Genomic DNA, 25444 nt, shown 5'->3' with positions numbered 1-25444 from the left:
GAACCGTTCAGCGATGCGCCCGATACGGCTGCTGGCCTCCGGAACCGCAAGCTAGCAGAGTGAGCGCAGTCACACCCTGCTGTGCCCGATGAGGAGGAAAAGATGGGTAACGACCCCAACCCGGACGCCGGCACCGCCGCCGCCGTGGACTTCCAGGTGGTCCAGAGCAGTCCGGAGTTCACCGAACTTCGCAAGCGCCACCGTTCGTTTGTGTTCCCCATGGCAGTGGCCTTCCTGCTGTGGTATTTCGCCTATGTGCTGCTGGCCGACTATGCCCACGACTTCATGTCCACCAAGCTCTGGGGCAACATCAACATCGGCTTGGTGCTGGGCCTGCTGCAGTTCGTGAGCACGTTCGCTATCACCACCTGGTACGTCCGCTACGCAAACAAGAAGCTGGACCCGATCGCCACTGACATCCGCCACAGCCTCGAAGACGAGGGTGTTGGCCTACCGGAGGACACCAAATGAGCCACGCCGTGAACATTCCGCTGGCCGTCACGGCGGACGACATCAAGGATTCCACCTGGATCAACATTCTGATCTTCGCGCTGTTTGTCGGCGTGACGCTGGTGGTGGTGCTGCGCGCCAGCCGGAACAACAAGACCGCGGCCGACTACTACGCCGCGGGCCGGTCCTTCAGTGGCGGGCAGAACGGCACGGCCATTGCCGGCGACTACCTCTCGGCGGCGTCCTTCCTGGGCATCTGCGGTGCGATCGCCATCAACGGCTACGACGGCTTCCTCTACTCGATCGGCTTCCTGGTGGCCTGGCTGGTGGCCCTGCTGCTGGTGGCCGAGCTGCTGCGCAACACCGGCAAGTTCACCATGGCCGACGTCCTTTCCTTCCGGCTGCGGCAGCGCCCGGTGCGGATCGCCGCCGCCATCACCACGCTGGCCGTGTGCTTCTTCTACCTACTGGCGCAGATGGCCGGAGCGGGTGCACTGGTATCCCTGCTGATCGGCATTGACTCCAGGCTGGGACAGTCGCTGGTGATCACCGTCGTCGGCGCCCTGATGATTCTCTATGTGCTGGTCGGCGGCATGAAGGGCACCACCTGGGTGCAGATCATCAAGGCCTGCCTGCTGATCGCCGGCGCGTTCATCATGACCGTGTGGGTGCTGGCACTGCACGGCTTCAACCTGTCCGAGCTGCTGGGCGCCGCCGTGGACACCGCCGGCAACCCCGAACTGCTCAACCCGGGCCTGCAGTACGGCGTCTCGGAGGCCTCCAAGCTGGACTTCATCTCGCTGGCGCTGGCCCTGGTGCTGGGCACCGCAGCGCTGCCGCACGTGCTGATGCGCTTTTACACCGTGCCCACGGCCAAGGAGGCCCGCAGGTCCGTGGTCTGGGCCATCTGGCTGATCGGCGCGTTCTACCTGTTCACCTTGGTGCTGGGCTACGGCGCCGCCTCGCTGATCGGTCCGGAAGCCATCAAGAGCGCTCCGGGCGGCGTCAACTCCGCCGCGCCGCTGCTGGCCTTCGCGCTGGGCGGTCCGGTGCTGCTGGGTCTGATCTCGGCAGTTGCCTTCGCCACCATCCTGGCGGTGGTCGCCGGCCTGACCATCACGGCAGCTGCCTCCTTCGCGCACGATATCTACGCGAACGTGGTGCGCAAGGGCCAGGTCGACTCGGCCGGCGAGGTCAAGGTGGCCCGCCGCACCGTGGTGGTCATCGGCGTCGTCTCCATCCTCGGCGGTATCGGTGCCCAGGGCCAGAACGTGGCCTTCCTGGTGGCGCTGGCCTTCGCGGTGGCCGCCTCGGCCAACCTGCCCACCATCGTCTACTCGCTGTTCTGGAAGCGCTTTACCACCCAGGGCGCAGTGTGGAGCATGTACGGCGGTCTCGGCGCGGCCATCGTGCTGATCGCGTTCTCGCCGGTGGTCTCCGGCAAGGAGACGTCGATGATCCCCAGCGCCGACTTCGCGATCTTCGGCCTGAACAACCCGGGCATCGTCTCCATCCCGCTCGCGTTCTTCCTGGGCTGGCTGGGCACCGTGCTGGACAAGAACCGCGAGAATGCGGCCAAGCAGGCGGAGATGGAGGTCCGTTCGCTCACCGGCGTCGGTGCCGAGAAGGCGGTGGACCACTAAAACAACGACGGCGGCGCGCACCAGCCCCGGTGCTCGTCCCAACCCACGCGGGCCCGGCCGGTGACGGTCGGGCCCGCGTGGCTTTGTGCCGGGATCAGCCCGAGTGTGCCAGCCGCACCGGTTCCGAAACGATTTTGCCTTCCCGGGTGCTGAGGCCGGGGAGCAGCTCCGGCCGTATCCGGGCTGCGGAGTCGAAGCCTTCGTCAGCGATCAGTTTGGCGTAGGGGAGCGTGGCGTTGGTCAAGGCATAGGTGGAGGTGCGCGGGACGGCCCCGGGCATGTTGGCCACGCAGTAGAAGACCGTGTCATGGACTTTAAACGTGGGCTCGGCGTGCGTGGTGGGCCTGGAGTCCTCGAAGCAGCCGCCCTGGTCGATGGCTATGTCCACCAGTACCGCCCCCGGCCGCATCTGGCTGACCATCTCGTTGGTCACCAGCTTCGGTGCTTTGGCGCCGGGAATCAGCACCGCTCCGATCACCAGGTCCGCGGCCAGCACGGCCTCCCGCAGCTCGAACGCGTTGCTGGCCAGCGTCACCACCCGGCCCTGGTACTGGTCGTCGAGCTGCTGCAGCCGGCGGATATTGGTGTCCAACACGGTGACGTTCGCCCGCATGCCCACCGCCACGGACACTGCATTGGCTCCAGCCACGCCGGCGCCGATCACCACGACGTCGGCGTGCTGGGTGCCGGGGACACCGCCCATCAGCACACCGCGGCCGCCCAGCGGCTGCATCAGCGAGTACGCGCCTACCTGGGTGGCGAGTCTGCCGGCGACTTCGGACATCGGGGCCAGCAACGGCAGCGATCGGTCAGGCAGCTGGACGGTTTCATAAGCGATCGCGGTGGTACCGCGGGAGCACAGCTCCTCGGTCAGCGCGGCATCGGCAGCCAGATGCAGATAGGTAAACAGCGTCAGGTCGCTGCGGAGCCGGTGGTATTCCTCCGCCACCGGTTCCTTCACCTTCAGCACCAGCTCCGCCTCCTCCCAGACGGCGTCGGCCGAATCGATGATGGTGGCGCCGGCGGAGGCGTAGTCCTCGTCGGTAATGGAGGAACCCCGGCCCGCCCCTGCCTCCACCAGCACCTGGTGGCCGGCGATGCTCAGCTCCTGGACTCCGGGCGGCGTGATGGCCACCCGGAATTCATTGTTCTTGACCTCGCGTGGCACTCCAATGCGCATGGGCGCCGTCCCTTCTGTTCGGGTCCCCGGCCGGTGCAGTGGACCTGAAGGACACCGCCGGCGGTAGGGGCTTGCTCGATGGACCGAGCTTACAGCTAGCCGGCTGGCCGGACTCCGCGGGCCAGCAGTGGCTCGATCCGAAACGGGATCAGTTCGTGCATGGCCAGCGATGTGTCGGTGCGCTCGACACCGTCGATGGCCAGGATGGTGCCGTTGATCCGGAACAGGTCCTCGGCGCCCTCCGAGACCACGCGGGCCAGGATGTCCGCCTGCCCGGTTACGCCGTAGGCTTCCAGCACTTCCGGAATGCGGGCCAGTTCGTCGGTGATCTGCTGCAGTTTCGGCTGGTGCACGTGGATGTGGATAAAGGCGGCCAACGGGTAGCCCAGCGCGGCCGGATTGATCCGCCGGTCGAAGGAAAGGAACACCTGCTCCTGCTCCAAGCGGGACAGGCGTGCCTGCACGGTGTTGCGGGAGAGGCCGAGCTTCTGCGCCAGCGCCACAACGGTCCGCCGGGGATCCTGCGCCAGGGCACCGAGCAGCCGCAGATCGGTGCCATCCAGATTCCGCATAGTGCGCAGGTTAGCACGCCTGTTCCGGGACGGGCAGGGCACAATGCTCAATCCTGCCGCTGATCATTGCGCTACTTGCCGGATGTGAGTAGTGTCACAAACACCCGCTGGCAAAGGTGCCGGCGGGGCTGTCCGGTGCCGGGGGATCCACAAGATCCCCAGGCCCTGAAGAGGCAAAGGGAGTGTCGCAAGTGTCCTTACCAGGCACGGACCCGACCGGTCCGCTCAATGACGAAAGCTATATCCAACTGCTCGCGCCGGACGGAACGCGGACAGCCAGCGAGGAGTTCGACCCTTGGCTGGAGGATATCGACGGCGACCGGCTCGCCGGTCTGTACCAGGACATGGTGGTGGTCCGCCGGCTGGACCAGGAAGCCACTGCCCTGCAGCGGCAGGGAGAGCTGGCCTTGTGGCCGCCGCTGCTGGGACAGGAAGCCGCCCAGATCGGTTCCGGCCGAGCCTTGCGCAAAGACGACTTCGTCTTCTCCAGTTACCGCGAGAACGGCGTGGCCTACTGCCGCGGTGTGGACCTGACGGACATGATCCGGGTGTGGCGCGGCAACAGGCCTTCCGGCTGGGATCCGTATGAGATCAACATGGCCACCCCGCAGGTGATCATCGGTGCGCAGACTCTGCATGCCACCGGCTATGCCATGGCAGCCAAATTCGACGGCGACGACGCCGTGGCCGTCACCTACTTCGGCGACGGCGCCACGAGCCAAGGCGACGTCAACGAGGCCATGGTCTTCGCGGCGAGCTTCCAGGCCCCGGTCATCTTCTTCTGCCAGAACAACCAGTGGGCGATCTCCGAACCGGTCAGTCTGCAGGCTCAGGGCAAATTGTCCGACCGCGCGCCGGGATTCGGCATTCCGAGTTACCGGGTGGACGGCAACGACGTGCTTGCCTGTCTGGCCGTGACCCGCAAGGCGCTCGATCACGCACGCATTGGCGGCGGTCCGTCCTTCATCGAGGCGGTCACCTACCGGATGGGACCGCATACGACGGCGGACGACCCCACGCGCTACCGTGATGCCAACGAGCTCGAGGACTGGAAGAGCCGCGATCCGATCGACCGGCTGGCCGCCCTGCTGAGCGCCGAAGGGCTGCTCGACGAAGGGCTGCGGCAACGGGTCCAGAACGCCGCCGACGAAGCCGCAGCAGAGATGCGCGCCGGCTGCATCAACATGGCCGAACCTGGCGACCTTGAACTTTTCGACAACGTCTATGCCGCGCCGCACCCGGTGCTGGCCCGCCAGCGTCAGCTCTACGAGCGCTATCTTGATTCATTCGAAGCTGCCGAAGGGGGCCACTGATGACCACCATGACGTTCGGGCGGGCCATCAACACCGGGTTGCGCAAGGCCATGGAGAACGACCCCAAGGTGGTGATCCTCGGCGAGGACATCGGCGCCCTGGGCGGGGTCTTCCGCATCACGGACGAACTGCAGAAGGACTTCGGGGCGCACCGGGTGATCGACGCTCCGCTGGCCGAATCAGCCATCCTGGGCACCGCCGTCGGAATGGCTTACCGCGGCTACCGGCCGGTCTGCGAAATCCAATTTGACGGGTTCATCTACCCGGCGTTCGACCAGATCGTCAGCCAGGTGGCCAAACTGCACTACCGCACCCGCGGCCGGGTCAAGATGCCGCTGACGATCAGGGTGCCCTTCGGCGGCGGCATCGGCGCGGCCGAACACCACTCCGAATCGCCGGAAGCGTATTTCACCCACACCTCCGGACTGCGCGTGGTGGCGGTATCGAACCCACAGGACGCCTGCACCATGATCCAGCAGGCCATTGCCAGCGATGACCCGGTGCTCTATTTCGAGCCGAAGCGGCGGTACCACACCAAGGGCGAGGTGGACGAGAACGCGCTGGAGGACGCACTGCCGATGGACCGGGCACGGGTGGAGGTCCCCGGAACCGACGTGACGCTGGTGACCTACGGCGCGCTGGTCCAGATCGCCCGCGAGGCGGCACAGGCCGCCGAAGACGACGGCGTCTCGGTGGAAATCATTGACCTGCGCTCGCTGTCGCCGCTGGACTTTCCCACCGTGGAGGCCTCCGTGCGAAAAACGGGCCGCCTGGTGGTGACGCACGAGGCGTCCAGGACCGGCGGGCTCGGCGCAGAAATCGCGGCCAGCCTGACCGAACGCTGCTTCTACTATCTGGAACACGCGCCCGTGCGAATCACCGGGATGGACATTCCGTACCCGCCGGCCAAGATGGAGCGGCATCATCAGCCGGACCTGGACCGCATCCTTGACGGCGTGGACCGGGTGCTCGGCCGGCCCAACTCGCTGACCGGACTGGAGGACTGAACCCGTGGGGATCAAGGTATTCAAACTGCCGGATCTGGGCGAAGGGCTCACCGAGTCGGAGATCGTCAGCTGGCATGTGGCCGAAGGCGATGCGGTGAAACTGAACCAGATCCTCGGCGAGGTCGAAACGGCCAAGGCAGTGGTGGAGCTGCCCTCGCCGTTCACCGGCGTGGTCCGGACGCTGCACGAAGGTCCGGGGACCACGGTCAGCGTGGGTGAACCGATCGTTTCCATTGAAGTGGAAGATCAGGGACAACCCGACGACGGCGGGAAGGCGCCGGGGGAGCCGGCGTCTCAGCGCCAGCCGAACCTGGTGGGCTACGGCGCTGCCGCCGAAAGGAACGGTCGACCGGCCCGACGCCCGCGCCGAACGGCCCTGGCAGCGGGCCCCACCTCGGTGCCGTCTGCTGCCGTCGGGACAAAACCGCAGGAAATCGGCGCCGCGGAACACGCAGGAACAGCGAGGGTATCCGCTGCCAGCGGGATCCAGGGCTTACTGAATGGGGCGCCGGCTGCGGAGCGGCCTCGTTCCACCCCACCGGTGCGGAAGCTGGCCAAGGATCTTGGCGTCGATCTGGCGCAGGTCGTGGGAACCGGCGAACGAGGGCTGATTACCCGGGAGGACGTGCAGAATTTCCACGAGGCCGGCCGAGAGACCCCGGCGCGGGTGCCGGCGGGGGCTGCCGCGCAGACGCCGGCCCCCGCAGCAGCCGGCGGCTGGCTGGCCGGCGCGGCCGAGGCAGAGACGCGCATCCCGATTAAGGGAGTGCGCAAGCTGACGGCCGCGGCCATGGTGGCCAGTGCCTTCACCGCACCCCAGGCGTCGTCGTTCCTGACCGTCGATGCCACGGCCGGCATGGAACTGATCCAGCGGCTCAAAGGGCACAAGGCGTTCGCCGGGCTGAAGCTCACGCCGCTGACCATCGCGGCCAAGGCGGTGTGCCTGGCGTTGGCGCGCCATCCGGAACTGAATGCCCGCTGGGATGAGGCAGCCGGTGAGGTCGTGCAGCAGAACTACGTGAACCTGGGCATTGCCGCGGCCACCCCGCGCGGGCTGACAGTGCCGAACATCAAAGGCGCGCACCGGCTGGATCTGCGCCGGCTGGCCGAGGCACTGGGGGAATTGGCCGAAACCGCCCGGGCCGGCAAAACCGCTCCGTCCGACCTGCGCGGCGGGACCATCTCGATTACCAACATCGGCGTCTTTGGCATCGATGCCGGCACGCCCATCCTTAACCCAGGCGAGTCCGCCATTCTCGCCGTCGGCGCAGTGCGCCGGCAACCGTGGGAGTACCGGGGCGAGGTGGCGCTGCGCGAGGTGGTGACGCTAAGCCTGTCCTTTGACCACCGGGTAGTGGACGGTGAGCAGGCAGGGCGCTTCCTTGCCGACGTCGGCGCCCTCCTGTCGGATCCCGGGATGGCACTGACCATGGTGTGAGCACCCGGAACGAGGCCACGCGGCGCGTGAAGCAGGCACGACCCGGCTTGAAGCAGACACGCCGCTTCAAGCCGGGGCGCCATCAGGCCAGTTCGAGGATCTCCTCGGTGACCACGGCGCCGCGGGCATTGGCAAATCCTTGGGCTTCGCCGACGGTGCGGAAGCCCAGCTTGTGCAGCACCTTGACCGATCCCAGGTTGTCCTTGACGACCCGGGCGCGGATGGGACGCTCGGTGAATTCCTTCAAGAACGCCTCGACGGCCGCGGTGGTGACGCCCTTGCCCCACTGCGACTTGGCCGTCCAGTAGCTGAGTTCCGGGTACCCTTCGTTCGGATAGGCCAGCACGCTTCCCACCACTTCGCCATCGACAGTGACGGTGCGAACGGTGATGGTCTCGTCGTCGAGCAGGCTTTGCCAGTGCAGGTTGAAGACGCCGCGGTCAGAGGGATTCTTGGCCGCGAAGGCGGCCATATGGTTGGCGTCGGGATCCTGCTGGTACTCGAAAAACTCGTCGAGGTCGGCAGGTTCTACAGGACGAAGCTCAATCACAGTAGACCTTTCGGCTAGTTGGTATCTGATACACCCTACTCGGCTTTCAACGCCGCCCATGCCATTTGTTCCAGCAGATTGCGGCGCCAGGCTTCCCGCAGCGGCCTGCTCCGGTGGGTCGAATGCGGGGTCGAGTTGATCAGCCCGAAAGCGGCGTGGGCGCGGACCCGCAACTGTGCCGCATCCGCCTCGGGCAGCAGCCGTGCCAGCACCGAAACCCACACTTCCACGTAGGTGCGCTGCAGCGTCCGCACGATGGCCGAATCGTCGGCGGGCAGGCTGTCCAGGTCCCTGTCGTGGACGCGAATCACGTCGGGATTCTTCAAGGCAAAGTCCACGTGGAAGGCGACCAGCCCGCGGAGGGCTTCCTCGGCGTCGTTGCGGCTGGCCGCCACTTCCTGGCCGCCGTCCAGCAGGTCCTGGCTGACGCCTGTGAGCAGGGCGGCCAGGACGGCATGCTTGCTGTTGAAGTGCCGGTAGACGGCAGGGCCGCTGACGCCTACCGCCGAGCCCAGGTCCTCGATGGAGACCCCGTTGAAGCCGCGCTCGGCAAAGAGGCGGGCGGCGGCATCCAGCAGCGCAGCCCGGCGGGTTGCCTTGGCCCGGCTGCGCCCGGTCTGCCGTATCTCGGCGTCGGCGTGCGGTGCTATCGGCATGGGTCGGCTCCCTCGCGCAAATGCTGGATGAGTGCTGGACAAGACTGTCAGCGGCTATTAGCCTGATTTCAGTTAGTACAGACTAACCAAAATGCGTCTTGCAGGCCAGTTGTTTCTGCCGCGATCGGCGGCGGGCTGCGGGATGCGCAACGGCTTCGGCCAGGAGGGTGTCGATGGAGACACTGGCTTCCCGGGTGGACACTACCAGCGAAAGCTTCCGGACCAACGATGCGGAGCAGCGCAAGCTGGCGGCGGAACTACACGACCGCTTGGCCTCGGCTGCGCTGGGCGGGCCGGCGAGTGCGCGAGCGCGTCACCTTGACCGCGGCAAGCTGCTGCCCCGGGAGCGGGTGGACACCTTGCTGGATGACGGCAGTCCGTTCTTGGAGATCGCCCCGCTGGCCGCAGAAGGCATGTACGACGGCGATTCGCCCGGCGCCGGGATGATCGCTGGCATCGGCCTGGTCCATGGCCGCCACGTGCTGGTGGTCTGCAACGATGCGACCGTCAAGGGCGGCACCTATTATCCGATGACGGTCAAGAAACATTTGCGCGCCCAGGAAGTGGCGCTGGAGAACAACCTGCCCTGCATCTATCTGGTGGATTCCGGCGGTGCGTTCCTGCCCAAGCAGGACGACGTGTTCCCGGACCGCGAGCACTTCGGGCGCATCTTCTACAATCAGGCGCGGATGTCGGCAGCGAAGATCCCGCAGATTGCCGCGGTGCTGGGTTCCTGCACAGCCGGCGGTGCGTACGTGCCGGCGATGAGTGATGAGACAGTGATTGTCCGCAACCAGGGAACCATTTTCCTGGGCGGCCCGCCGCTGGTGAAGGCCGCCATCGGCGAAGTGGTCACCGCCGAGGAGCTGGGCGGCGGCCAACTGCATGCGCAGACGTCGGGAGTGACGGACCACCTGGCGGAGAACGACCTGCACGCGCTGGAGATCGTCCGCGACATCGTCTCTACGCTTCCGTCCCAGGTGCCGGCGTGGGAGACGGCGGCCGTCGAAGAACCGGCAATCGAACCGCAGGAGATCTACGGTGCCGTTCCGGTGGACGTCAACGCCGGCTACGACGTCCGCGAGGTCATCGCCCGGCTGGTGGACGGCAGCCGCTTCCATGAGTTCAAACGGGAGTACGGCACCACCCTGGTCACCGGCTTCGCCCGCCTCCACGGGCACCAGGTGGGGATCGTGGCGAACAACGGCGTGCTCTTTTCCGAATCCGCGCTCAAGGGCGCGCATTTCATTGAACTGTGCGACCAGCGCGGCATCCCGCTGGTGTTCCTGCAGAATCTCTCTGGCTTCATGGTGGGCCGCGATTACGAGGCCGGCGGCATCGCCAAGCACGGCGCCAAGATGGTGACGGCCGTCGCCACGGCCCGGGTGCCGAAGCTGACCGTGGTGATCGGCGGGTCGTTCGGCGCCGGCAACTACTCCATGTGCGGACGCGCCTACTCGCCGCGCTTCCTCTGGATGTGGCCGGCCGCGCGGATCTCGGTGATGGGCGGCAACCAGGCCTCCTCGGTCCTGGCCACCGTCAAGCGCGACCAGATGGAGGCCCGGGGGGAGCCATGGAGCGCCGAAGCCGAGGAAGCGTTCAAAGCCCCCATCCGGGAACAATACGAAGCCCAGGGGAACCCGTACTATTCCACCGCCCGGCTCTGGGACGACGGCATCATCGACCCGGCGCAGACCCGCACGGTGCTGGGCCTCGCCCTCGATGTCTGCGCCAACAGCCCGCTGCCGGAATCCGCTTTCGGCCTGTTCAGGATGTGAGAGACGTGTTCGAGACCGTCCTGGTTGCCAACCGCGGCGAAATTGCCTGCCGCGTGATCCGTACGCTGCGCAGCATGGGCATCCGTTCCGCTGCCGTCTATTCAGATGCCGACGCCGGTGCCCGCCACGTGCGCGAGGCCGACATCGCGGTGCGGATCGGGCCCGCGCCCGCCGCGGAGAGCTATCTGCGCATCGACGCAGTCATCGAGGCGTGCAAGGCCACCGGCGCCGCGGCGGTGCACCCCGGTTATGGCTTCCTCAGCGAGAACGTGAACTTCGCGCAGGCACTGGAGTCGGCGGGCATTGTCTTCATCGGGCCGAACGTGGGGGCGATCGGAATCATGGGGGACAAGATCCGCTCCAAAAACCATGTGGCGTCGCACGGGGTTCCGGTGGTCCCCGGGATCGATGAGCCCGGGCTCGACGACGACCGCCTGGTCCTGGCCGCCGAAAAGGTCGGTTATCCACTGCTGATCAAGCCGTCCGCCGGCGGCGGCGGCAAGGGCATGGTGGCCGTGCAGCGGCCCGACGAACTCTCTGCCGCGCTCGCCGCCGCCCGGCGCGTGGCCGCCTCAGCCTTCGGCGACGACACGTTGTTCCTGGAACGGCTGATCGCCCGGCCCCGGCACATCGAAGTGCAGGTGCTCTGTGACCAGTACGGCAACGCCATCCACCTGGGCGAACGCGAGTGCTCGCTGCAGCGCCGGCACCAGAAAGTCATCGAGGAGGCACCGTCGTCGTTGCTGGACGAAGCCACCCGCGCCCGGATCGGCGAAGCGGCCTGCGAGGCCGCCCGCTCGGTGGACTACACCGGGGCCGGAACCGTGGAGTTCCTGGTCTCCGACGACACACCGGACGAGTTCTTCTTCATGGAGATGAACACCCGGCTGCAGGTGGAACACCCTGTCACCGAACTGGTGACCGGGCTGGACCTGGTCGAATGGCAGGTGCGGATCGCGGCCGGCGAGGCGCTCACGCTGGCGCAGTCCGACGTCGTGCTCACGGGACACGCGGTGGAAGCCCGCGTTTATGCCGAGGACCCCGCGCAGCAGTTCCTGCCGTCGGCCGGCACGGTCCTGGAACTGGCCGAAGCGGCCGGCGAGGGCATCCGGGTGGACAGTTCGCTGCTGCCCGGCCTAACCATCCCCTCCGACTACGACCCGTTGTTGTCCAAGGTGATCGCGTGGGGCGTGGACCGGCAGCAGGCCCTCGCACGGCTGGACGGCGCGCTGGCCGACACCAGCGTGCTGGGCGTCCACACCAACATTGAGCATCTTCGCAGCCTGCTGGCCGACGACGATGTGCATGCCGGCCGGCTCGACACCACGCTGATCGACCGGAAGATCATGCACCAACAGTTCCGGCGGCCCGACGACGCCGAACTGGCCGTGGCCGCCGTGTACTGGCTGCTTCGTGAGCAGCAGGCGCAGAGCCAGACCGGGGCCGCGGGACGTGCCGGGTCCGCCTGGCGGAGCAACGGCTGGCGGTTGAGCGGGCCGCGCCCGCGCATCGTCAGCTTCGACCTGGGCGGCGGCGAGCACCGGGAGGTGGCCGTGGCCTGGGCCGGGGAAGCGGCAGCGGACCCGCCCGGCGATGCGGTTGTCAGCACAGGCGGCGGCAGCTACGCCGTCGTGCCTTCCGCTGACGGACAGGCCGTTGAGATCGACGGGGTCCGCCGGCCGCTGCGTCACGCCTTCGGCGAGGACGGCGCGCTCTGGCTGGGCGATGCAGGCTGGTCGGCCCGGTTGGCCGTCCGCGGCCGGGAGAGCCGGCTGGCGGACGCGTTGGCGGAGGTCCAGCGGGCCGAAGGGCAGGTGTCGCCCGAGGTGCGCTCGCCGATGCCGGGGACGGTGACCTCTGTGGCGGTGGTTAATGGCGAACAGGTGTCGGCCGGCCAGCCGCTGCTCACGGTGGAAGCGATGAAGATGGAGCACCAGCTGAGCGCCGGAATCGCCGGCGAAATCAGCATCAACCTGAAACCCGGCGATCTGGTCAAGGCCGACCAGATTGTCGCCGTCGTGCGGGCAGCAGATCCTGCCCCAGAGGACATGAGCAGAAAGGGGCATGACCATGCCTGATTTTTCCCTGAGCGAGGACCACCAGGACCTGGTGGAGACGGTCCGCGACTTTGCCCGCGAGGTGGTCGCCCCGGTCTCCGCCAAGCACGACGAGGAGCACAGTTTCCCGTACAAGGTGGTGGAACAGATGGGCGAGATGGGCCTGTTTGGGCTCCCGTTCCCGGAGGAGTACGGCGGGATGGGCGGCGACTATTTCGCCCTCGCCCTGGCTCTGGAGCAACTCGGTGCGGTGGACCAGTCGGTGGCGATCACCCTGGAGGCAGGGGTCTCGCTGGGCGCGATGCCGATCTACCGCTTTGGCACCGAGGAACAAAAACAGCAGTGGCTGCCGATGCTGGCCAGCGGCGAAGCCCTCGCCGGCTTCGGGCTGACCGAACCCGAAGCCGGCTCGGACGCCGGCGGCACGAAGACACGGGCCGAGCTGGCCGACGGGCAATGGGTGCTCAACGGGCACAAGGAATTCATCACCAACTCCGGTACCGAGATTTCCAAGCTGGTCACCGTCACCGCTGTCACGGGTACCTCCGAGCGCGCAGACGGTTCGGTCAAGAAGGAAATCTCCACCATCCTGGTTCCCACCGACACACCGGGTTTCACCGCCGAGAAGGCCTACAACAAGGTGGGCTGGAACGCCTCCGACACACATCCGCTCACCCTGGACAACGTGCGCGTGCCGGAGGAGAACCTGCTGGGAGCGCGGGGCCGCGGCTATGCCAACTTCCTGCAAATCCTCGACGAGGGCCGGATCGCGATCGCGGCGCTGGCCACCGGGGCGGCACAGGGTTGCGTGGATGAGGCGGTGCGCTACGCCAAGGAGCGGCAGGCCTTCGGCACCAACATCGGCGCCTTCCAAGCCATCCAGTTCAAGATCGCCCGCATGCAGGCCCGCGCGCATACCGCCCGGTTGGCCTATTACGACGCGGCCGCCCGGATGCTGGCCGGCCAACACTTCAAAACGCAGTCCGCGATTGCCAAGATGGTGGCAGGCGAAGCCGCCGTGGACAACGCCCGCGATGCCACCCAGATTTTCGGCGGCTTCGGATTCATCAACGAGTTCCGGGTGGCGCGCCACTACCGTGACTCGAAGATCCTGGAGGTCGGCGAAGGGACCACCGAAGTGCAGCTGATGCTGATCGCCCGCGAGCTGGGCCTGTAACCCGTCTGACGGTCGCCACGGGCCGCTGGGCCCACGTGGAGATCAGGGGCCGTTTGCACAAGACCGAGGAGGACTCAGTGATCAACAAGGTAGTAGCAACCGCCGCGGAGGCGGTGGCGGACATCCCCGACGGCGCCTCGCTGGCCGTGGGCGGCTTCGGCCTGTGCGGCATTCCGGTGGGGCTCATCCAGGCACTGCACGACGCAGGCACCACGGACCTGGAAACCATCAGCAACAACTGCGGCGTGGACGACTGGGGGCTCGGCGTGCTGCTGGCGGACGGCCGGATCCGGCGCACCATCAGCTCCTACGTGGGCGAGAACAAGGAATTCGCCCGGCAGTTTTTGGCCGGCGAACTGGAAGTGGAGCTGACTCCGCAGGGCACGCTGGCGGAGAAGCTGCGGGCCGGCGGGGCGGGCATCCCCGCCTTCTACACTGCCGCCGGCGTCGGCACCCAGGTCAGCGAGGGCGGCCTGCCGCGCAAGTACGACGCCGATGGGTCGGTGGCCATCGCCTCGGAACCGAAGGAGGTGCGCAGCTTCGGCGGCGCCGACTACGTGCTGGAGGAATCGTTGCGTCCCGATTTCGGACTGGTGCACGCGGCCAAGGGCGATCGGCTGGGCAACCTGGTTTTCCATGTCACGGCGATGAACTTCAATCCGCTGTGCGCGATGGCCGGCAAGATCACCATCGCCGAAGTGGAGGAGTTGGTCGAGCCCGGCGAACTGGATCCGCAGCAAATCCATACGCCGGGCATCTTCGTCCAGCGCGTGGTGCTGGCGCCGGACGTGGAGAAGCGGATTGAAAAACGTACGGTGCAGCTGGCCGGCCAGGCTACCGGCGCCACCGGGAAGTAGAAGGAGTACGCCATGGCACTGACGCGCAACGAGCTGGCCGCACGGGTGGCCCAGGAGCTGGAAAACGGGCAGTACGTCAACCTCGGCATCGGGATGCCCACGTTGATTCCGAACTACATTACCGACGGCGTGGAAGTCATCCTGCATTCGGAGAACGGCATCCTGGGCGTCGGCCCCTATCCAACCGAAGACAAGCTCGATCCGGACCTGATCAATGCGGGCAAAGAGACCGTGACGCTCAACCGCGGAGCGGCGATCTTCGACTCGGCCGCGTCGTTCGGCATGGTCCGCGGCGGGCACGTCGATGTGGCGGTCCTCGGTGCCATGCAGGTGGCGCGGAACGGGGACCTGGCCAACTGGATGATCCCGGGCAAGATGGTCAAGGGCATGGGCGGAGCGATGGACCTGGTCTTCGGCGCCAAACAGCTGATCGTCATGATGGAGCACGTGGACAAGAGCGGGAACCCCAAGATCCTCACCGAATGCACGCTGCCGCTCACCGGCAGGGGCTGCGTGGACAAGATCATTACCGATCTCGCGGTCATCGACGTCACCGAGCAGGGCCTGGTGCTCCGCGAGACGGCCCCAGGTGTGGACGTCCAGGACGTGGTGGCCGCCACCGGCGCCGAACTGCTGGTTGACCAGTTCCAGGCAGGTGCCCGGTGAACACCGACGCCGGGGCGGCGGCCACCCCCTCCGAAGCAACCGGTGCCCAGAAGGTGGTCATCCAGCGCGGGCTGTACTTCGAGGAGATCGAGGCGGATGTCATCTACGCCCACCGCCCGGGCCGGACCGTCACAGAGACGGACAACGTGCTCTTCACCACCGCCACCATGAACAACCAGGCCCTGCATCTGGACGCGGCCTGGGCGGCCGAGCAGCCCTTCGGGCAGCGGCTGATGAACTCCATGTTCACCCTCGCCACGGTGGTGGGCCAGTCGGTCGGCCAACTGACCCAGGCCACCATCGTGGCGCAGTTGGGCCTCACCGACGTGACCTTCCCACACCCGCTCTACCACGGAGACACGCTGTATACGGAGACGGTGGTCACCGACAAACGGCTCTCCAAGTCCCGGCCCGGCACCGGCGTGGTGACCATGCACCACACCGGTCGCAACCAGCACGGCGATGTGGTGGCCACCGTGACGCGCAGCTGCCTGATGTGGACGGCGGACGGCCACGCCGCCTCGATCGCGGGCTCGGAAACCAACGACGCGGAACTGTGGGACGGCCGGCCCGAAGGCAGGCACCGGTGACTGGCTTCGAGATGGGACCAGCCATCCTGTTCTGTCCGGCAGACCGGCCGGACCGCTACCGGAAGGCCGCCGAACGCGCCGACGCGGTGATCCTCGACCTGGAGGATGCGGTGGCGCCGGCGGAGCGGGCCGCGGCCCGGGAAGCCATCATCGGCCACCCGCTGGATCCGGCGCGCACCATGGTCCGGGTCAATGCGGTCGGGACCGCGGACCACGGACTGGACATGGAGGCCGTCGGCCGGTCTGGCTACCGGAGCATCATGCTGGCCAAGGCCGAGGACCCGTCGGCCGTGCGGGGACTGGGGGAGTATTCGGTGGTGGCGCTCTGCGAAACGGCGCTCGGCGTGATGCATGCTGCCGAGCTGGCCGGCTGCCCGAATGTCACGGCGCTGATGTGGGGCGCCGAGGACCTGGTCGCCTCGCTGGGCGGCAGTTCCAGCCGGTTCGCCTCCGGGACCTACCGGGACGTCGCCCGGCAGGCGCGCTCGCAGGTGCTGCTGGCGGCCGGCGCCCACGGCAAAGCGGCGATCGACTCGGTTTACATCGACATCCCGGACCTGGACGGGCTGGCGGCGGAAGCCGAGGATGCGGCAGCGTCGGGTTTTGCGGCCAAGGCGATCATCCATCCGAGCCAGGCTGAGGTGGTCAGGGGCGCCTACCGCCCCGGCCAGGCGGAGGCGGACTATGCGGCCGCCCTGCTGGCTGCCGCTGCCAACGAACCGGGGGCTTTCCGCTTCCGCGGCAAGATGATCGACGGGCCGCTGCTCAAGCACGCGGAGCTGACCCTGCGGCGGGCCACCATTCGTTCCTAGCCGATCAGCAGATAGAACTTCTCGGGCCGGCCGGCGGCGCCGTACCGCGGCGTGATCCGGGCCTCGCCGCGCGACACCAGGTACTCCAGATAGCGCCGCGCGCTCACCCGTGCCAGTCCCAGCCGTCCCGCGACTTCGGATGCCGACGACGCAGCGCCGGTAGCGTGCAGGTCGGCGATGACAGCCTCCAGGGTAGGCAGGGACAGGCCTTTAGGCAGTGGGACCGGCACACGGGAAGCCGGGATCGTGGCAAGCGGGGCCCCAGCGGGTGCCAGCAGCCGGTCGATGCCGTCTTGGTCCAGCACGGCGGCCTGGCCGCTGCCGCTGATCTGCCGGCGGTGCTCTACGTAAGCGTCCAGCCGGTCCATCAGCACCCGCGCGGTGAACGGTTTGACCAAGTAGTGGAGCACACCGCCCGCCATGGCCGCCCGTACCGTGTCCAGCTCGCGCGCGGCGGTGATGGCGATGACGTCGACCGGTTCGCCCGGCAGGTTGCGGACCGACCGCAGGACCTCGATGCCGCTCAGATCCGGCAAATGGATGTCCAGCAGCACCAACTCGGGGCGAAGGGCCGAAATCATGGCCAGCGCGTCGGTCCCGGAATAGGCCGTGCCCACCGCGTCGAAGGCGCCGTGGGCGAGCAGGAAGCCGGTGTGCACGCCGGCGACTTCCTTGTCATCGTCGACGACGACGGTGCGGATCTGGTTCATGCGACCGGGATTCCTTGCAGGCGGGCGTTCGACGGGGTCGGCGAGAAGCTTACCGTGAACTCGGCGCCGCCGGAGGCCGACGGCGCAACCCGTGCCGTGCCGCCGCGGCGGGCGGCCACCCGACTAACCAGGGCAAGGCCGAATCCGCGGCTGCCCGGCAGCGCCGCTTCCTTGCTGGAGACGCCGGGTTCGAAGATGCGTTCACGTTCCTCCGGCGGGATGCCGGGACCGTCGTCGGCGACCGTAATGGTGCACCCATCGGCGCCCTCCGTGATGGACACGGCAATGGTTCCCCGCGGCCCCACGGCCTCCATCGCGTTGTCCACCAGATTGCCCAACACGGTGACCGCATCCGTTGTGCCGTCCGGCGCCAGCACGGATGCCGGATCGATCACCAACTGGATGCCCTTTTCGTCGCAAATGGTTGTCTTGGCCATCAGCAGGCTGGCCGCATCGGGGTTGGTGATCCCCGGAGCCAGTTCGCCGGCCACCACGGATCCGCCGTGCCCGGACCGGGAGATGAAATCCACCGCTTGCTGCGTGCGGCCCAGCTCCAGCAGGCCGGAGATCACATGCATCTTGTTGGAGAATTCGTGCGCCTGCGCGCGCAGCGCCTGCGTGACGTCCCGCGCACCGTCAAGATCCTGCAGCAGCTGGTGCAGTTCGGTGCGGTCGCGCAGGATGAGCACACCGCCCACCCGGCGTGAGTCCACCGTGGCCGCGTTGGCCCGGGCCAGCAGCACACGTTCGCCGGCGAGCACCGTCTCGTCGGCCCCGCCGTTGGCGGCCAGCATGGCCGCCAGCACTGGCTCCAGAATCGTGGTGGCCGGACGGCCCAGCGCGGCATCGGAAACATCCAGCAGGCGTTTTGCCTCGTCGTTGAGCAGGGCAATGCGCCCGCGGTCGTCGACGGCCACCACGCCTTCGCCAATGCCGTGCAGCATGGCGTCGCGGGTTTCGAGCAGCGCGGCGATCTCTTCCGGCTCCAGCTGGTAAATCCGCCGCCAGACCAAACGCGAGATGTAGATGGCGCCCGCCGAGCCAACCAGGGCGGCGGCGATGAGCCACGCCAGCAGGACCGGCAGGTCGTCGTTCAGGTCGTCGCGCAGCGTGGACTCCAACGTGCCCACCGAGGCGGTGCCGATTACTGTGCCACCCGACCGGTCATAGATCGGCACCTTCACACGCCATGATTCGCCCAGCGTGCCGGTCTGCCGGCCAATGAAGGTCTCACCGGACAGCGGGATCGACGGATCGGTGGAAACCATCCGTCCGATCAACGCTTGGTTTGGATGCGAGTAGCGGATGCCGCGGTGATCCGTGACCACCACGTACGTCACCCCGGTCGATTGCGCGATCAGCTCGGCGATCGGCTGGATTCTCTGGCTGGGGTTGGCGTCGTCGAAAGCCTCCACGATGGAGGGCAACTGCGCCACCGAGCGGGCCACGCCGACCATGCGCCCTTCGTAGGCATCCCGGATTTGTTGTTCCTGCATGGAAATGGCGACCGAACCTGCCACCAGCACGACGACGAGCAGGATGGACAGCTGCAGAGCGAACAGCTGGGAGCGCAGGGACAAGGATCGGAACACTCCGCCATCTTCGCATGCTGTTACCTGCGCCACAGCGGCGTGTGCCTGTGACCACAATGACCAATACGGCCACAATGACCGCATTCTTCCGGCGGGCCGCGCTGCTCCCTACGCTGGGGCGACGGCGTGGTGATGCCCATCACGCCGGTTGGAGGAGGGAGAACCTACATGAAGCTCGACCGTACGATGAGACGCCGTTCGGCCCTGGTGGCCGCCGCGGCAGCATCCGCCCTGATGCTGGCAGCCTGCGGCTCCACCGGCTCCACCGGTGCCGGCAATAGCTCCGAGGAAGCCGGCATCGACAAGCTCAACATCATTGTCCCGGCGGATCCGGGCGGCGGCTGGGACCAGACCGGCCGCTCCATGCAGAAGGACCTGCAGGAGAACGACCTGGTCTCCAGCGCCTCGGTGGTCAACATCGGCGGCGCCGGCGGCACCAATGGCCTGGCGAAGCTGGCCACGGAACAGGACCCGAACACCCTGATGGTGATGGGGTACGTGATGGTGGGCGCCGTGGAGACCAACAAGTCAGCAAACCGGATCGAAGACACCACGCCGATCGCCCGGCTCACCGAAGAGCCGCTCGTCGTCGTGGTGCCGGCGGAGTCGCCCTACCAGACCATCGATGACCTGATCGCCGACGTCGAGGCCAAGGGCAAGGGCGTCTCCATCACCGGCGGCTCGGCCGGCGGCGCCGACCACATTCTGGCCGGCATGATGCTCAAGGAAGCCGGCATCGGTGCCGACAGCCTGAACTACATCCCGTACTCCGGCGGCGGCGAATCCCTGGCAGCGCTGCTGGGCAACAAGGTCTCCGCCGGCATTTCCGGTGTGGGCGAGTACGCCGAGCAGGTCAAGGCTGGCAAGCTGCGTGCGCTGGCCGTCTCCGGTCCGGAAGCCGCCCCGCAGCTGCCCGAGGTCAAGCCGTTGAAGGAACAGGGCATCGATCTGGTGCTGACCAACTGGCGCGGTGTGGTGGCTCCCGGGTCCATCGACGAGGCGCAGGCAGAAAAGCTCACCGCACTGGTCACCGAACTGCACGGCACCGACGCCTGGCAGAAAACCCTGACCACCAACAACTGGGCAGACGCCTTCCTGGCCGGCGAGGAGTTCTCCACCTTCCTGACCGAGGACATCAAGACGGTCACCGCAACCCTGACGGATATCGGCCTGCTGAAGTAACCATGGGTTCTTCCACTACTGGAGCGGTCCGGGGCGGCAGCGATGCCGCCCCGGTCAAGCCGCTCGGAGAAATATTCTTCGCTGCAGTGATCCTGAGCATCGGGATCGTCGGCTTCGTCGCCGGGGCAGGGATCCAGACGCCCGACTCGGCCAGCGACATTGGTCCCCGGGCGCTTCCCTACCTCGTCTCCGGCTTGCTGGTGATCGTCGGCGCCGGGCTGATCGTGCAGTTGCTGCGCGGCAAGACCGGCGAGGCGGATGAGGGCGAGGACATTGACCCCGATGTCCGGACGGACTGGCTGACCGTCGCCAAGATGGCGGGCACCGTCGTCGTGCATATTTTCCTGATTATTCCGCTGGGCTGGCCGGTTGCCGCCGCGGTGCTGTTCTTCGGCGCCGCGTGGGCGCTGGGGGCCAAGCCGTTGTGGCGGGCAGTTGTGGTCGGCGTGGTCATGGCGCTGCTGCTGCAGTTCGCGTTCGGCGGGCTGCTCGGTGTCTCACTGCCCGCCGGTGTGCTCGAAGGGGTGCCGTTCCTGAATGGATAACTTCTACGCCCTCCTCGAGGGCTTCTCCGTGGCGATGCAGCCGATCTACCTGCTCTACGCCCTGGGCGGCGTGCTGGTCGGAACGGCAGTGGGCGTGCTGCCTGGCATCGGGCCGGCCATGACCGTTGCCCTGCTGATGCCGATCACGTACAGCCTGGAGCCGACGGCGGCGATCATCGTCTTCGCCGGCATCTACTACGGCGGCATGTACGGCGGGTCAACCACCTCGATCCTGCTGAACACGCCGGGCGAATCCGCTTCCATTGTCACCGCGCTGGAGGGCAACCGGATGGCGAAAGCCGGCCGTGGAGCCGCGGCGCTGGCGACGGCGGCGATCGGCTCGTTCATCGCCGGCACCGTTGCCACCGTGCTGCTGAGCTTCGTGGCACCCTATGTGGCAGCGTTCGCGGTGCAGATCGGCCCGGTGGAGTACGTGGCCCTGATGGTGGTGGCGTTCCTGACCGTGGGCGCGCTGCTGGGCGCCTCGGTGCTGCGCGGTCTCGCGTCGCTTGGTTTGGGGTTGTTCCTGGCGTTTATGGGCGTGGACCTGATGACCGGGCAGCAGCGCTACACGTTCGGCAGCCCGTTCCTGGCGGACGGCATCGACGTGGTGCTGGTCGCCGTCGGGCTCTTCGCGCTGGGCGAGGCGCTGTACGTGGCCTCCCGGCTGCGGCACGGGCCGGTCAAGGTCATCCCGGTGACCGGTGGCTGGACATCGTGGATGAAGAAGGAGGACTGGAGGCGGTCTTGGAAGCCCTGGCTGCGCGGAACCTTTATTGGTTTCCCGATTGGCACCATGCCGGCCGGCGGCGCCGACGTAGCCACCTTCCTGTCCTACGCGGCAGAGAAGAAACTGGCCAAGGGTGCGCACCAAAAGCAGTTCGGTCGCGGCGCGATCGAGGGCGTGGCCGGGCCGGAATCGGCCAACAACGCAGCCGCGGCCGGCGTGCTGGTACCGCTGCTGACGCTGGGCATTCCCACGACGGCGACGGCGGCCATGATGCTGGTGGCGTTCCAGCGCTACAACATCCAGCCTGGTCCGCTGCTGTTCGAGGTGGAGGCCGCCCTGGTCTGGGCGCTGATTGCCAGCCTGTACGTGGGCAACCTGATGCTGCTGGTGCTGAACCTGCCGCTGGTGGGCATGTGGGTGAAGATCCTGCAGATCCCGCGGCCGTACCTCTACGCCGGCATCCTGGTCTTCGCCGCCTTAGGTGCGTTCTCGGTGAACTTCACGCCGGTGGATGTGTTCGTACTGCTGGTGATCGGCGTACTTGGTTTCTTCATGCGCCGCTACGGCTATCCGATCGCTCCGCTGGTGGTGGGCATGATCCTGGGGCCGATTTTCGAGAGCCAGCTGCGGCGTTCGCTGGCCATCTCGCAAGGCGACCCGCTGGCTTTGGTGTCCACGCCGATCGCGGCCGGGATCTACATCTCGTTGGTGATCATCTTTGTGCTGTCCTTCTGGATGAAGAAGCGCCAACGGCTGATGGAATCGGCATTGCTCGACGACGACAGCCCCCAGGGCAAGGAGGTCAGTGCATGAGCACGATCGTGGTGGGGTATGTCCCCAATGCTCTCGGCGACGCGGCGCTGGCGGCCGCCATCGACGAGGCCGGGCGCCGGGCGGCGGCCAAGCTGCTGGTGGTCAACGCCACCGGGGCAGACCGCTTGGTGGATCCCGGCTACGCCGACGCCGCGGACATCACACGGCTCGAAGCTGTGTTGATCGGGGCAGGAGTCGGCTTCAGCATCCGGCACGGAATTTCGGACGGGCTGCCTGCCGAGGAAGTGCTGGACGCCGCCGAAGAGTCCGGGGCTGAGTTGATTGTCATCGGGGTGCGCAACCGGACGCCGGTGGGAAAGCTGCTGCTTGGTTCGACCGCGCAGACCATCCTGCTGTCCGCGCCGTGCAACGTGCTGGCGGTCAGGCAGCCGTAACGCCGGCGCGGTGCTGGATAATTGACCGCATGGAGTTCCGCGATCCGCCCCAGGCCAACCCGCACCCCGCCCGACGCAAGGTGGTGCTGCTTGGCTCCACCGGCTCGATCGGTACGCAGGGCATCGACGTGGTGGACGCCGCCCCGGAACGCTTCGAGGTCACGGCGCTCGCCGCCGGCGGCAATCTGGACCTGGCCGCCCGGCAGGCGGTGCACACCCGGGCGCAGGCCGTCGGCGCCGCCGCCGGCACGGTGGACGATCTGGCGACGGCGATCAAGACGGCAGCGGCGGATGCCGGAGTGCCCGGCTACTTACCGGAGCTCTTTGCCGGCCCCGACGCCGCGGCGAGGATCGCCGCCTGGCCGGACGCCGACGTCGTGCTCAACGGCATTACCGGGTCCATCGGCCTGGCGCCGACGCTGGCGGCGCTCGGAGCCGGGCACGTGCTGGCCCTGGCAAACAAGGAGTCGCTGATCGCCGGCGGTCCGCTGGTCAAAGAGGCGGCCCGACCGGGACAGATTGTGCCGGTGGATTCGGAACACTCCGCGCTTGCCCAAGCGCTGCGCTCGGGCACGGCCGCCGAGGTGGACCGGCTGATCGTGACCGCTTCCGGTGGTCCGTTCCGCGGCTTCAGCAAGGAGCAGCTGCGCAGCGTCACTCCGGCTCAGGCACTGGCCCACCCCACCTGGGACATGGGCCGGATGGTCACCACCAACTCGGCGACCATGGTCAACAAGGCGCTGGAAGTCATCGAAGCGCACCTGCTCTTCGACGTTCCGCTGGAAAGGATTGATGTGGTGGTGCACCCGCAGTCGGTGGTGCACTCGATGGTGCAGTTCACCGACGGCTCGACCATTGCGCAGGCCTCGCCGCCGGACATGCGCCTGCCGATCGCGCTGGGCATGGGCTGGCCGGAGCGCGTGCCCGGCGCCGCACAGCCCTGCGACTGGAGCCAGGCCACCAGTTGGACCTTCGAACCGCTGGACGAGGAAGTGTTCGGCGCCGTGCGGCTGGCCAAGCAGGCCGCGGGCGGCGGCGGGACCTTCATGGCCGTCTACAACGCGGCCAATGAAGAGGCCGTGCATGCCTTCCACGAGGGCCGGATCCGCTTTGACCAGATCGTGGAGACGGTGGCGGCCGTGGTGGAAGAGCATGCGCCGACCGGCGAACCGACCGTGGCCACGGTGCTGGCCGCAGAAGATTGGGCACGCTCGCGCGCCCACGAACGTTTGGCTAAGTTGTGACCATTCTGCTTTTCCTTCTCGGCGTCCTCTTCGTGGCCGTCGGCATCGCCGTGTCCATCGCCCTGCACGAGGTGGGCCATCTGCTGCCCGCCAAGCTGTTCAAGGTGCGGGTCACCCAGTACATGGTCGGCTTCGGCAAGACCCTGTTCTCCCGACGGCGGGGCGAGACCGAGTACGGGGTCAAAGCCATCCCGCTGGGCGGCTACGTCTCGATGATCGGCATGTACCCGCCGGCCAAGGACGGCCATGACGGCGCCGGCGCTGTCCGGCGGTCCAGCACCGGAATGTTCCAGCAACTGGCCAACGATGCCCGGCAGGCGGAAGCGGAGCGGCTGCAGCCCGGCGACGACCACCGGGTGTTCTACAAGCTGCCGGTCTACAAACGCGTCATCATCATGCTCGGCGGCCCGTTCGTGAACCTGGTCATCGGCACGGTGCTGATCGGCATTGTGCTGGTGGGCTTCGGCACCGCGCAAGCCACCACCACCATTTCGCAGGTCAACAAGTGCGTGGTCCCGGCGGCGCAAGCGGCCGAGACCGGGCAGACCGATTGCCTGCCCAGCGACCCCGAAGCCCCGGCCACGGCCGCCGGCATCCGGCCCGGCGACACCGTCACCTCCTTTGCCGGCAAACCGGTCACCGATTGGTCCCAGCTGACCACGTGGATCCGGGAGGCCGCAGGGGAGAAGACACCGATCACGCTGCTGCGCGACGGTAAGGAAATCCGCACGACCATCACCCCGATCCTCACCGAACGCCCGGTGTTTGACGACGCCGGACAGCCGCTGCTGGACGGCAGCGGCAGGGCCGTGACGGAGCAGGCCGGCTTCGTCGGCATGGGCGCCACCACGGCATTGGTGCCGCGGCCGGCCACCGAAGTGCTTCCGGCGGTGGGGGAGAACCTGCAGGCGATCACCGGCGTCGTGCTGCATCTTCCGCAGCGGCTGGCCGATGTGGCCGAAGCCGCCTTCAGCGACGCTCCGCGCGACCCGAACGGGCCGATGAGCGTGGTGGGCGTGGGCCGGATTGCCGGCGAAATCAGTGCGATGGACGAGATCCCCTTGGAGGCGCGGGCCGCCACGCTGATTGGGCTGGTGGGATCGGTCAACCTGGCGCTGTTCGTGTTCAACCTGATCCCGCTGCTGCCGCTGGACGGCGGGCACGTGGCCGGCGCGCTCTGGGAAGCCATACGGCGTGGCTTCGCCAAGCTGTTCCGCCGGCCGGACCCGGGACCGGTGGACATCGCCAAGCTGCTGCCGCTGACCTACGTGGTGGCGGTGGTGCTGATGGGCATGGGCGCGCTGCTGATCTACGCGGACATCGTCAAACCGGTCAACATCTTCGGGTGACGCCCTCACCGCAGCAACCGGGCTGAACGCGGCCCCGCCGGATGCTGCTCCGCCACGTGCTGCCCCGCCAAACAACGACGGCGATTGCCGCCGCGGTAGCTTGGCACGCCGTCATGGGACTGGGGTGGCCGCGCGGCC

Annotated in this window: 24 protein-coding genes; 18 read left to right on the top strand and 6 right to left on the bottom strand. The window is 67.4% G+C overall.

The genetic code is table 11. From position 1 onward, the window contains the following. Positions 1–102: 102 nt before the first annotated feature. Entirely contained in the window at positions 103–471 is a 369-nt protein-coding gene (locus tag AC5RW2_RS29015) for a DUF485 domain-containing protein (protein WP_493964013.1), read from the top strand. After that, a complete protein-coding gene (locus tag AC5RW2_RS29010; RefSeq protein ID WP_493964014.1) occupies positions 468–2093 on the top strand; it encodes a monocarboxylic acid transporter in 1626 nt (541 codons plus the stop codon). The genes AC5RW2_RS29015 and AC5RW2_RS29010 overlap by 4 nt, the downstream gene beginning before the upstream one ends. Positions 2094–2187: 94 nt before the next feature. Here the strand turns inward: AC5RW2_RS29010 and ald are convergent, their stop codons facing one another. Both ald and AC5RW2_RS29000 read right to left on the bottom strand, forming a co-directional pair. After that, a complete protein-coding gene (ald, locus tag AC5RW2_RS29005) occupies positions 2188–3273 on the bottom strand; it encodes an alanine dehydrogenase (RefSeq protein ID WP_493952425.1) in 1086 nt (361 codons plus the stop codon). 95 nt (positions 3274–3368) lie between these two features. Continuing rightward, a complete protein-coding gene (locus AC5RW2_RS29000; RefSeq protein ID WP_493964015.1) occupies positions 3369–3845 on the bottom strand; it encodes an Lrp/AsnC family transcriptional regulator in 477 nt (158 codons plus the stop codon). A 191-nt stretch (positions 3846–4036) separates the two neighbouring features. On the opposite strand from AC5RW2_RS29000, the gene pdhA reads away from it, so the two are divergent. Genes pdhA through AC5RW2_RS28985 form a run of 3 tightly spaced genes read left to right on the top strand, consistent with a single transcriptional unit; the run spans position 4037 to position 7603 of the window. Next, positions 4037–5158, top strand: a complete 1122-nt coding sequence (pdhA, locus tag AC5RW2_RS28995; RefSeq protein ID WP_493964016.1) for a pyruvate dehydrogenase (acetyl-transferring) E1 component subunit alpha — start codon at positions 4037–4039, stop codon at positions 5156–5158. Next, the gene (locus tag AC5RW2_RS28990; RefSeq protein WP_493964017.1) at positions 5158–6165 is read left to right on the top strand and encodes an alpha-ketoacid dehydrogenase subunit beta; all 1008 of its coding nucleotides are present in this window, start codon (positions 5158–5160) and stop codon (positions 6163–6165) included. The genes pdhA and AC5RW2_RS28990 overlap by 1 nt, the downstream gene beginning before the upstream one ends. Positions 6166–6169: 4 nt before the next feature. Next, a complete protein-coding gene (locus AC5RW2_RS28985; RefSeq protein ID WP_493964018.1) occupies positions 6170–7603 on the top strand; it encodes a dihydrolipoamide acetyltransferase family protein in 1434 nt (477 codons plus the stop codon). A gap of 82 nt (positions 7604–7685) precedes the next feature. Here the strand turns inward: AC5RW2_RS28985 and AC5RW2_RS28980 are convergent, their stop codons facing one another. Next, complete coding sequence (locus AC5RW2_RS28980) at positions 7686–8153, bottom strand: GNAT family N-acetyltransferase (RefSeq protein ID WP_493939704.1); 468 nt, start codon at positions 8151–8153, stop codon at positions 7686–7688. A 35-nt stretch (positions 8154–8188) separates the two neighbouring features. Continuing rightward, the gene (locus AC5RW2_RS28975) at positions 8189–8809 is read right to left on the bottom strand and encodes an SACE_7040 family transcriptional regulator (protein ID WP_493964019.1); all 621 of its coding nucleotides are present in this window, start codon (positions 8807–8809) and stop codon (positions 8189–8191) included. 173 nt (positions 8810–8982) lie between these two features. Here AC5RW2_RS28975 and AC5RW2_RS28970 point away from each other — a divergent pair, with 173 nt between their 5' ends. From AC5RW2_RS28970 to AC5RW2_RS28940, 7 genes are all read left to right on the top strand, one after another. After that, the gene (locus AC5RW2_RS28970; RefSeq protein ID WP_493964020.1) at positions 8983–10587 is read left to right on the top strand and encodes a carboxyl transferase domain-containing protein; all 1605 of its coding nucleotides are present in this window, start codon (positions 8983–8985) and stop codon (positions 10585–10587) included. After that, on the top strand, positions 10584–12665 hold the full coding sequence (locus AC5RW2_RS28965; protein ID WP_493964021.1) for an acetyl/propionyl/methylcrotonyl-CoA carboxylase subunit alpha: 2082 nt from the start codon (positions 10584–10586) through the stop codon (positions 12663–12665). The genes AC5RW2_RS28970 and AC5RW2_RS28965 overlap by 4 nt, the downstream gene beginning before the upstream one ends. Then, on the top strand, positions 12658–13821 hold the full coding sequence (locus AC5RW2_RS28960) for an acyl-CoA dehydrogenase family protein (protein ID WP_493964022.1): 1164 nt from the start codon (positions 12658–12660) through the stop codon (positions 13819–13821). Before AC5RW2_RS28965 ends, AC5RW2_RS28960 begins: the two co-directional genes overlap by 8 nt. 77 nt (positions 13822–13898) lie before the next feature. Beyond that, on the top strand, positions 13899–14678 hold the full coding sequence (locus tag AC5RW2_RS28955; protein ID WP_493964023.1) for a CoA transferase subunit A: 780 nt from the start codon (positions 13899–13901) through the stop codon (positions 14676–14678). A 12-nt stretch (positions 14679–14690) separates the two neighbouring features. Continuing rightward, complete coding sequence (locus AC5RW2_RS28950; protein ID WP_493964024.1) at positions 14691–15344, top strand: CoA transferase subunit B; 654 nt, start codon at positions 14691–14693, stop codon at positions 15342–15344. After that, positions 15341–15934, top strand: coding sequence for a MaoC family dehydratase (locus tag AC5RW2_RS28945; RefSeq protein ID WP_493964025.1), 594 nt, complete (start codon positions 15341–15343; stop codon positions 15932–15934). Before AC5RW2_RS28950 ends, AC5RW2_RS28945 begins: the two co-directional genes overlap by 4 nt. An 11-nt stretch (positions 15935–15945) precedes the next feature. After that, entirely contained in the window at positions 15946–16746 is an 801-nt protein-coding gene (locus tag AC5RW2_RS28940) for an HpcH/HpaI aldolase/citrate lyase family protein (RefSeq protein WP_493964079.1), read from the top strand. Here the strand turns inward: AC5RW2_RS28940 and AC5RW2_RS28935 are convergent. Both AC5RW2_RS28935 and AC5RW2_RS28930 read right to left on the bottom strand, forming a co-directional pair. Then, entirely contained in the window at positions 16743–17456 is a 714-nt protein-coding gene (locus AC5RW2_RS28935) for a response regulator (RefSeq protein ID WP_493964026.1), read from the bottom strand. The genes AC5RW2_RS28940 and AC5RW2_RS28935 overlap by 4 nt on opposite strands. Continuing rightward, a complete protein-coding gene (locus AC5RW2_RS28930; RefSeq protein WP_493964027.1) occupies positions 17453–19048 on the bottom strand; it encodes an ATP-binding protein in 1596 nt (531 codons plus the stop codon). The genes AC5RW2_RS28935 and AC5RW2_RS28930 overlap by 4 nt, the downstream gene beginning before the upstream one ends. 168 nt (positions 19049–19216) lie before the next feature. On the opposite strand from AC5RW2_RS28930, the gene AC5RW2_RS28925 reads away from it, so the two are divergent. From AC5RW2_RS28925 to AC5RW2_RS28900, 6 genes are read left to right on the top strand one after another with little or no spacing between them, the layout of a single operon-like run. Beyond that, entirely contained in the window at positions 19217–20230 is a 1014-nt protein-coding gene (locus AC5RW2_RS28925; RefSeq protein ID WP_493964028.1) for a Bug family tripartite tricarboxylate transporter substrate binding protein, read from the top strand. Between the two features lie 2 nt (positions 20231–20232). Then, on the top strand, positions 20233–20775 hold the full coding sequence (locus tag AC5RW2_RS28920; RefSeq protein ID WP_493964029.1) for a tripartite tricarboxylate transporter TctB family protein: 543 nt from the start codon (positions 20233–20235) through the stop codon (positions 20773–20775). Further along, on the top strand, positions 20768–22318 hold the full coding sequence (locus AC5RW2_RS28915; protein WP_493964030.1) for a tripartite tricarboxylate transporter permease: 1551 nt from the start codon (positions 20768–20770) through the stop codon (positions 22316–22318). Before AC5RW2_RS28920 ends, AC5RW2_RS28915 begins: the two co-directional genes overlap by 8 nt. Next, entirely contained in the window at positions 22315–22713 is a 399-nt protein-coding gene (locus tag AC5RW2_RS28910; protein WP_493964031.1) for a universal stress protein, read from the top strand. The genes AC5RW2_RS28915 and AC5RW2_RS28910 overlap by 4 nt, the downstream gene beginning before the upstream one ends. A gap of 29 nt (positions 22714–22742) precedes the next feature. Further along, the gene (dxr, locus tag AC5RW2_RS28905) at positions 22743–23957 is read left to right on the top strand and encodes a 1-deoxy-D-xylulose-5-phosphate reductoisomerase (RefSeq protein WP_493964032.1); all 1215 of its coding nucleotides are present in this window, start codon (positions 22743–22745) and stop codon (positions 23955–23957) included. After that, a complete protein-coding gene (locus tag AC5RW2_RS28900) occupies positions 23954–25306 on the top strand; it encodes a M50 family metallopeptidase (protein ID WP_493964033.1) in 1353 nt (450 codons plus the stop codon). The genes dxr and AC5RW2_RS28900 overlap by 4 nt, the downstream gene beginning before the upstream one ends. The last annotated feature ends 138 nt before the right edge of the window (positions 25307–25444 follow it).

Source organism: Arthrobacter sp. B0316-1-20 (assembly GCF_059091865.1).
Note: the sequence above shows the minus strand (reverse complement) of the source record. Positions and strands in the feature narration are given on the sequence as shown.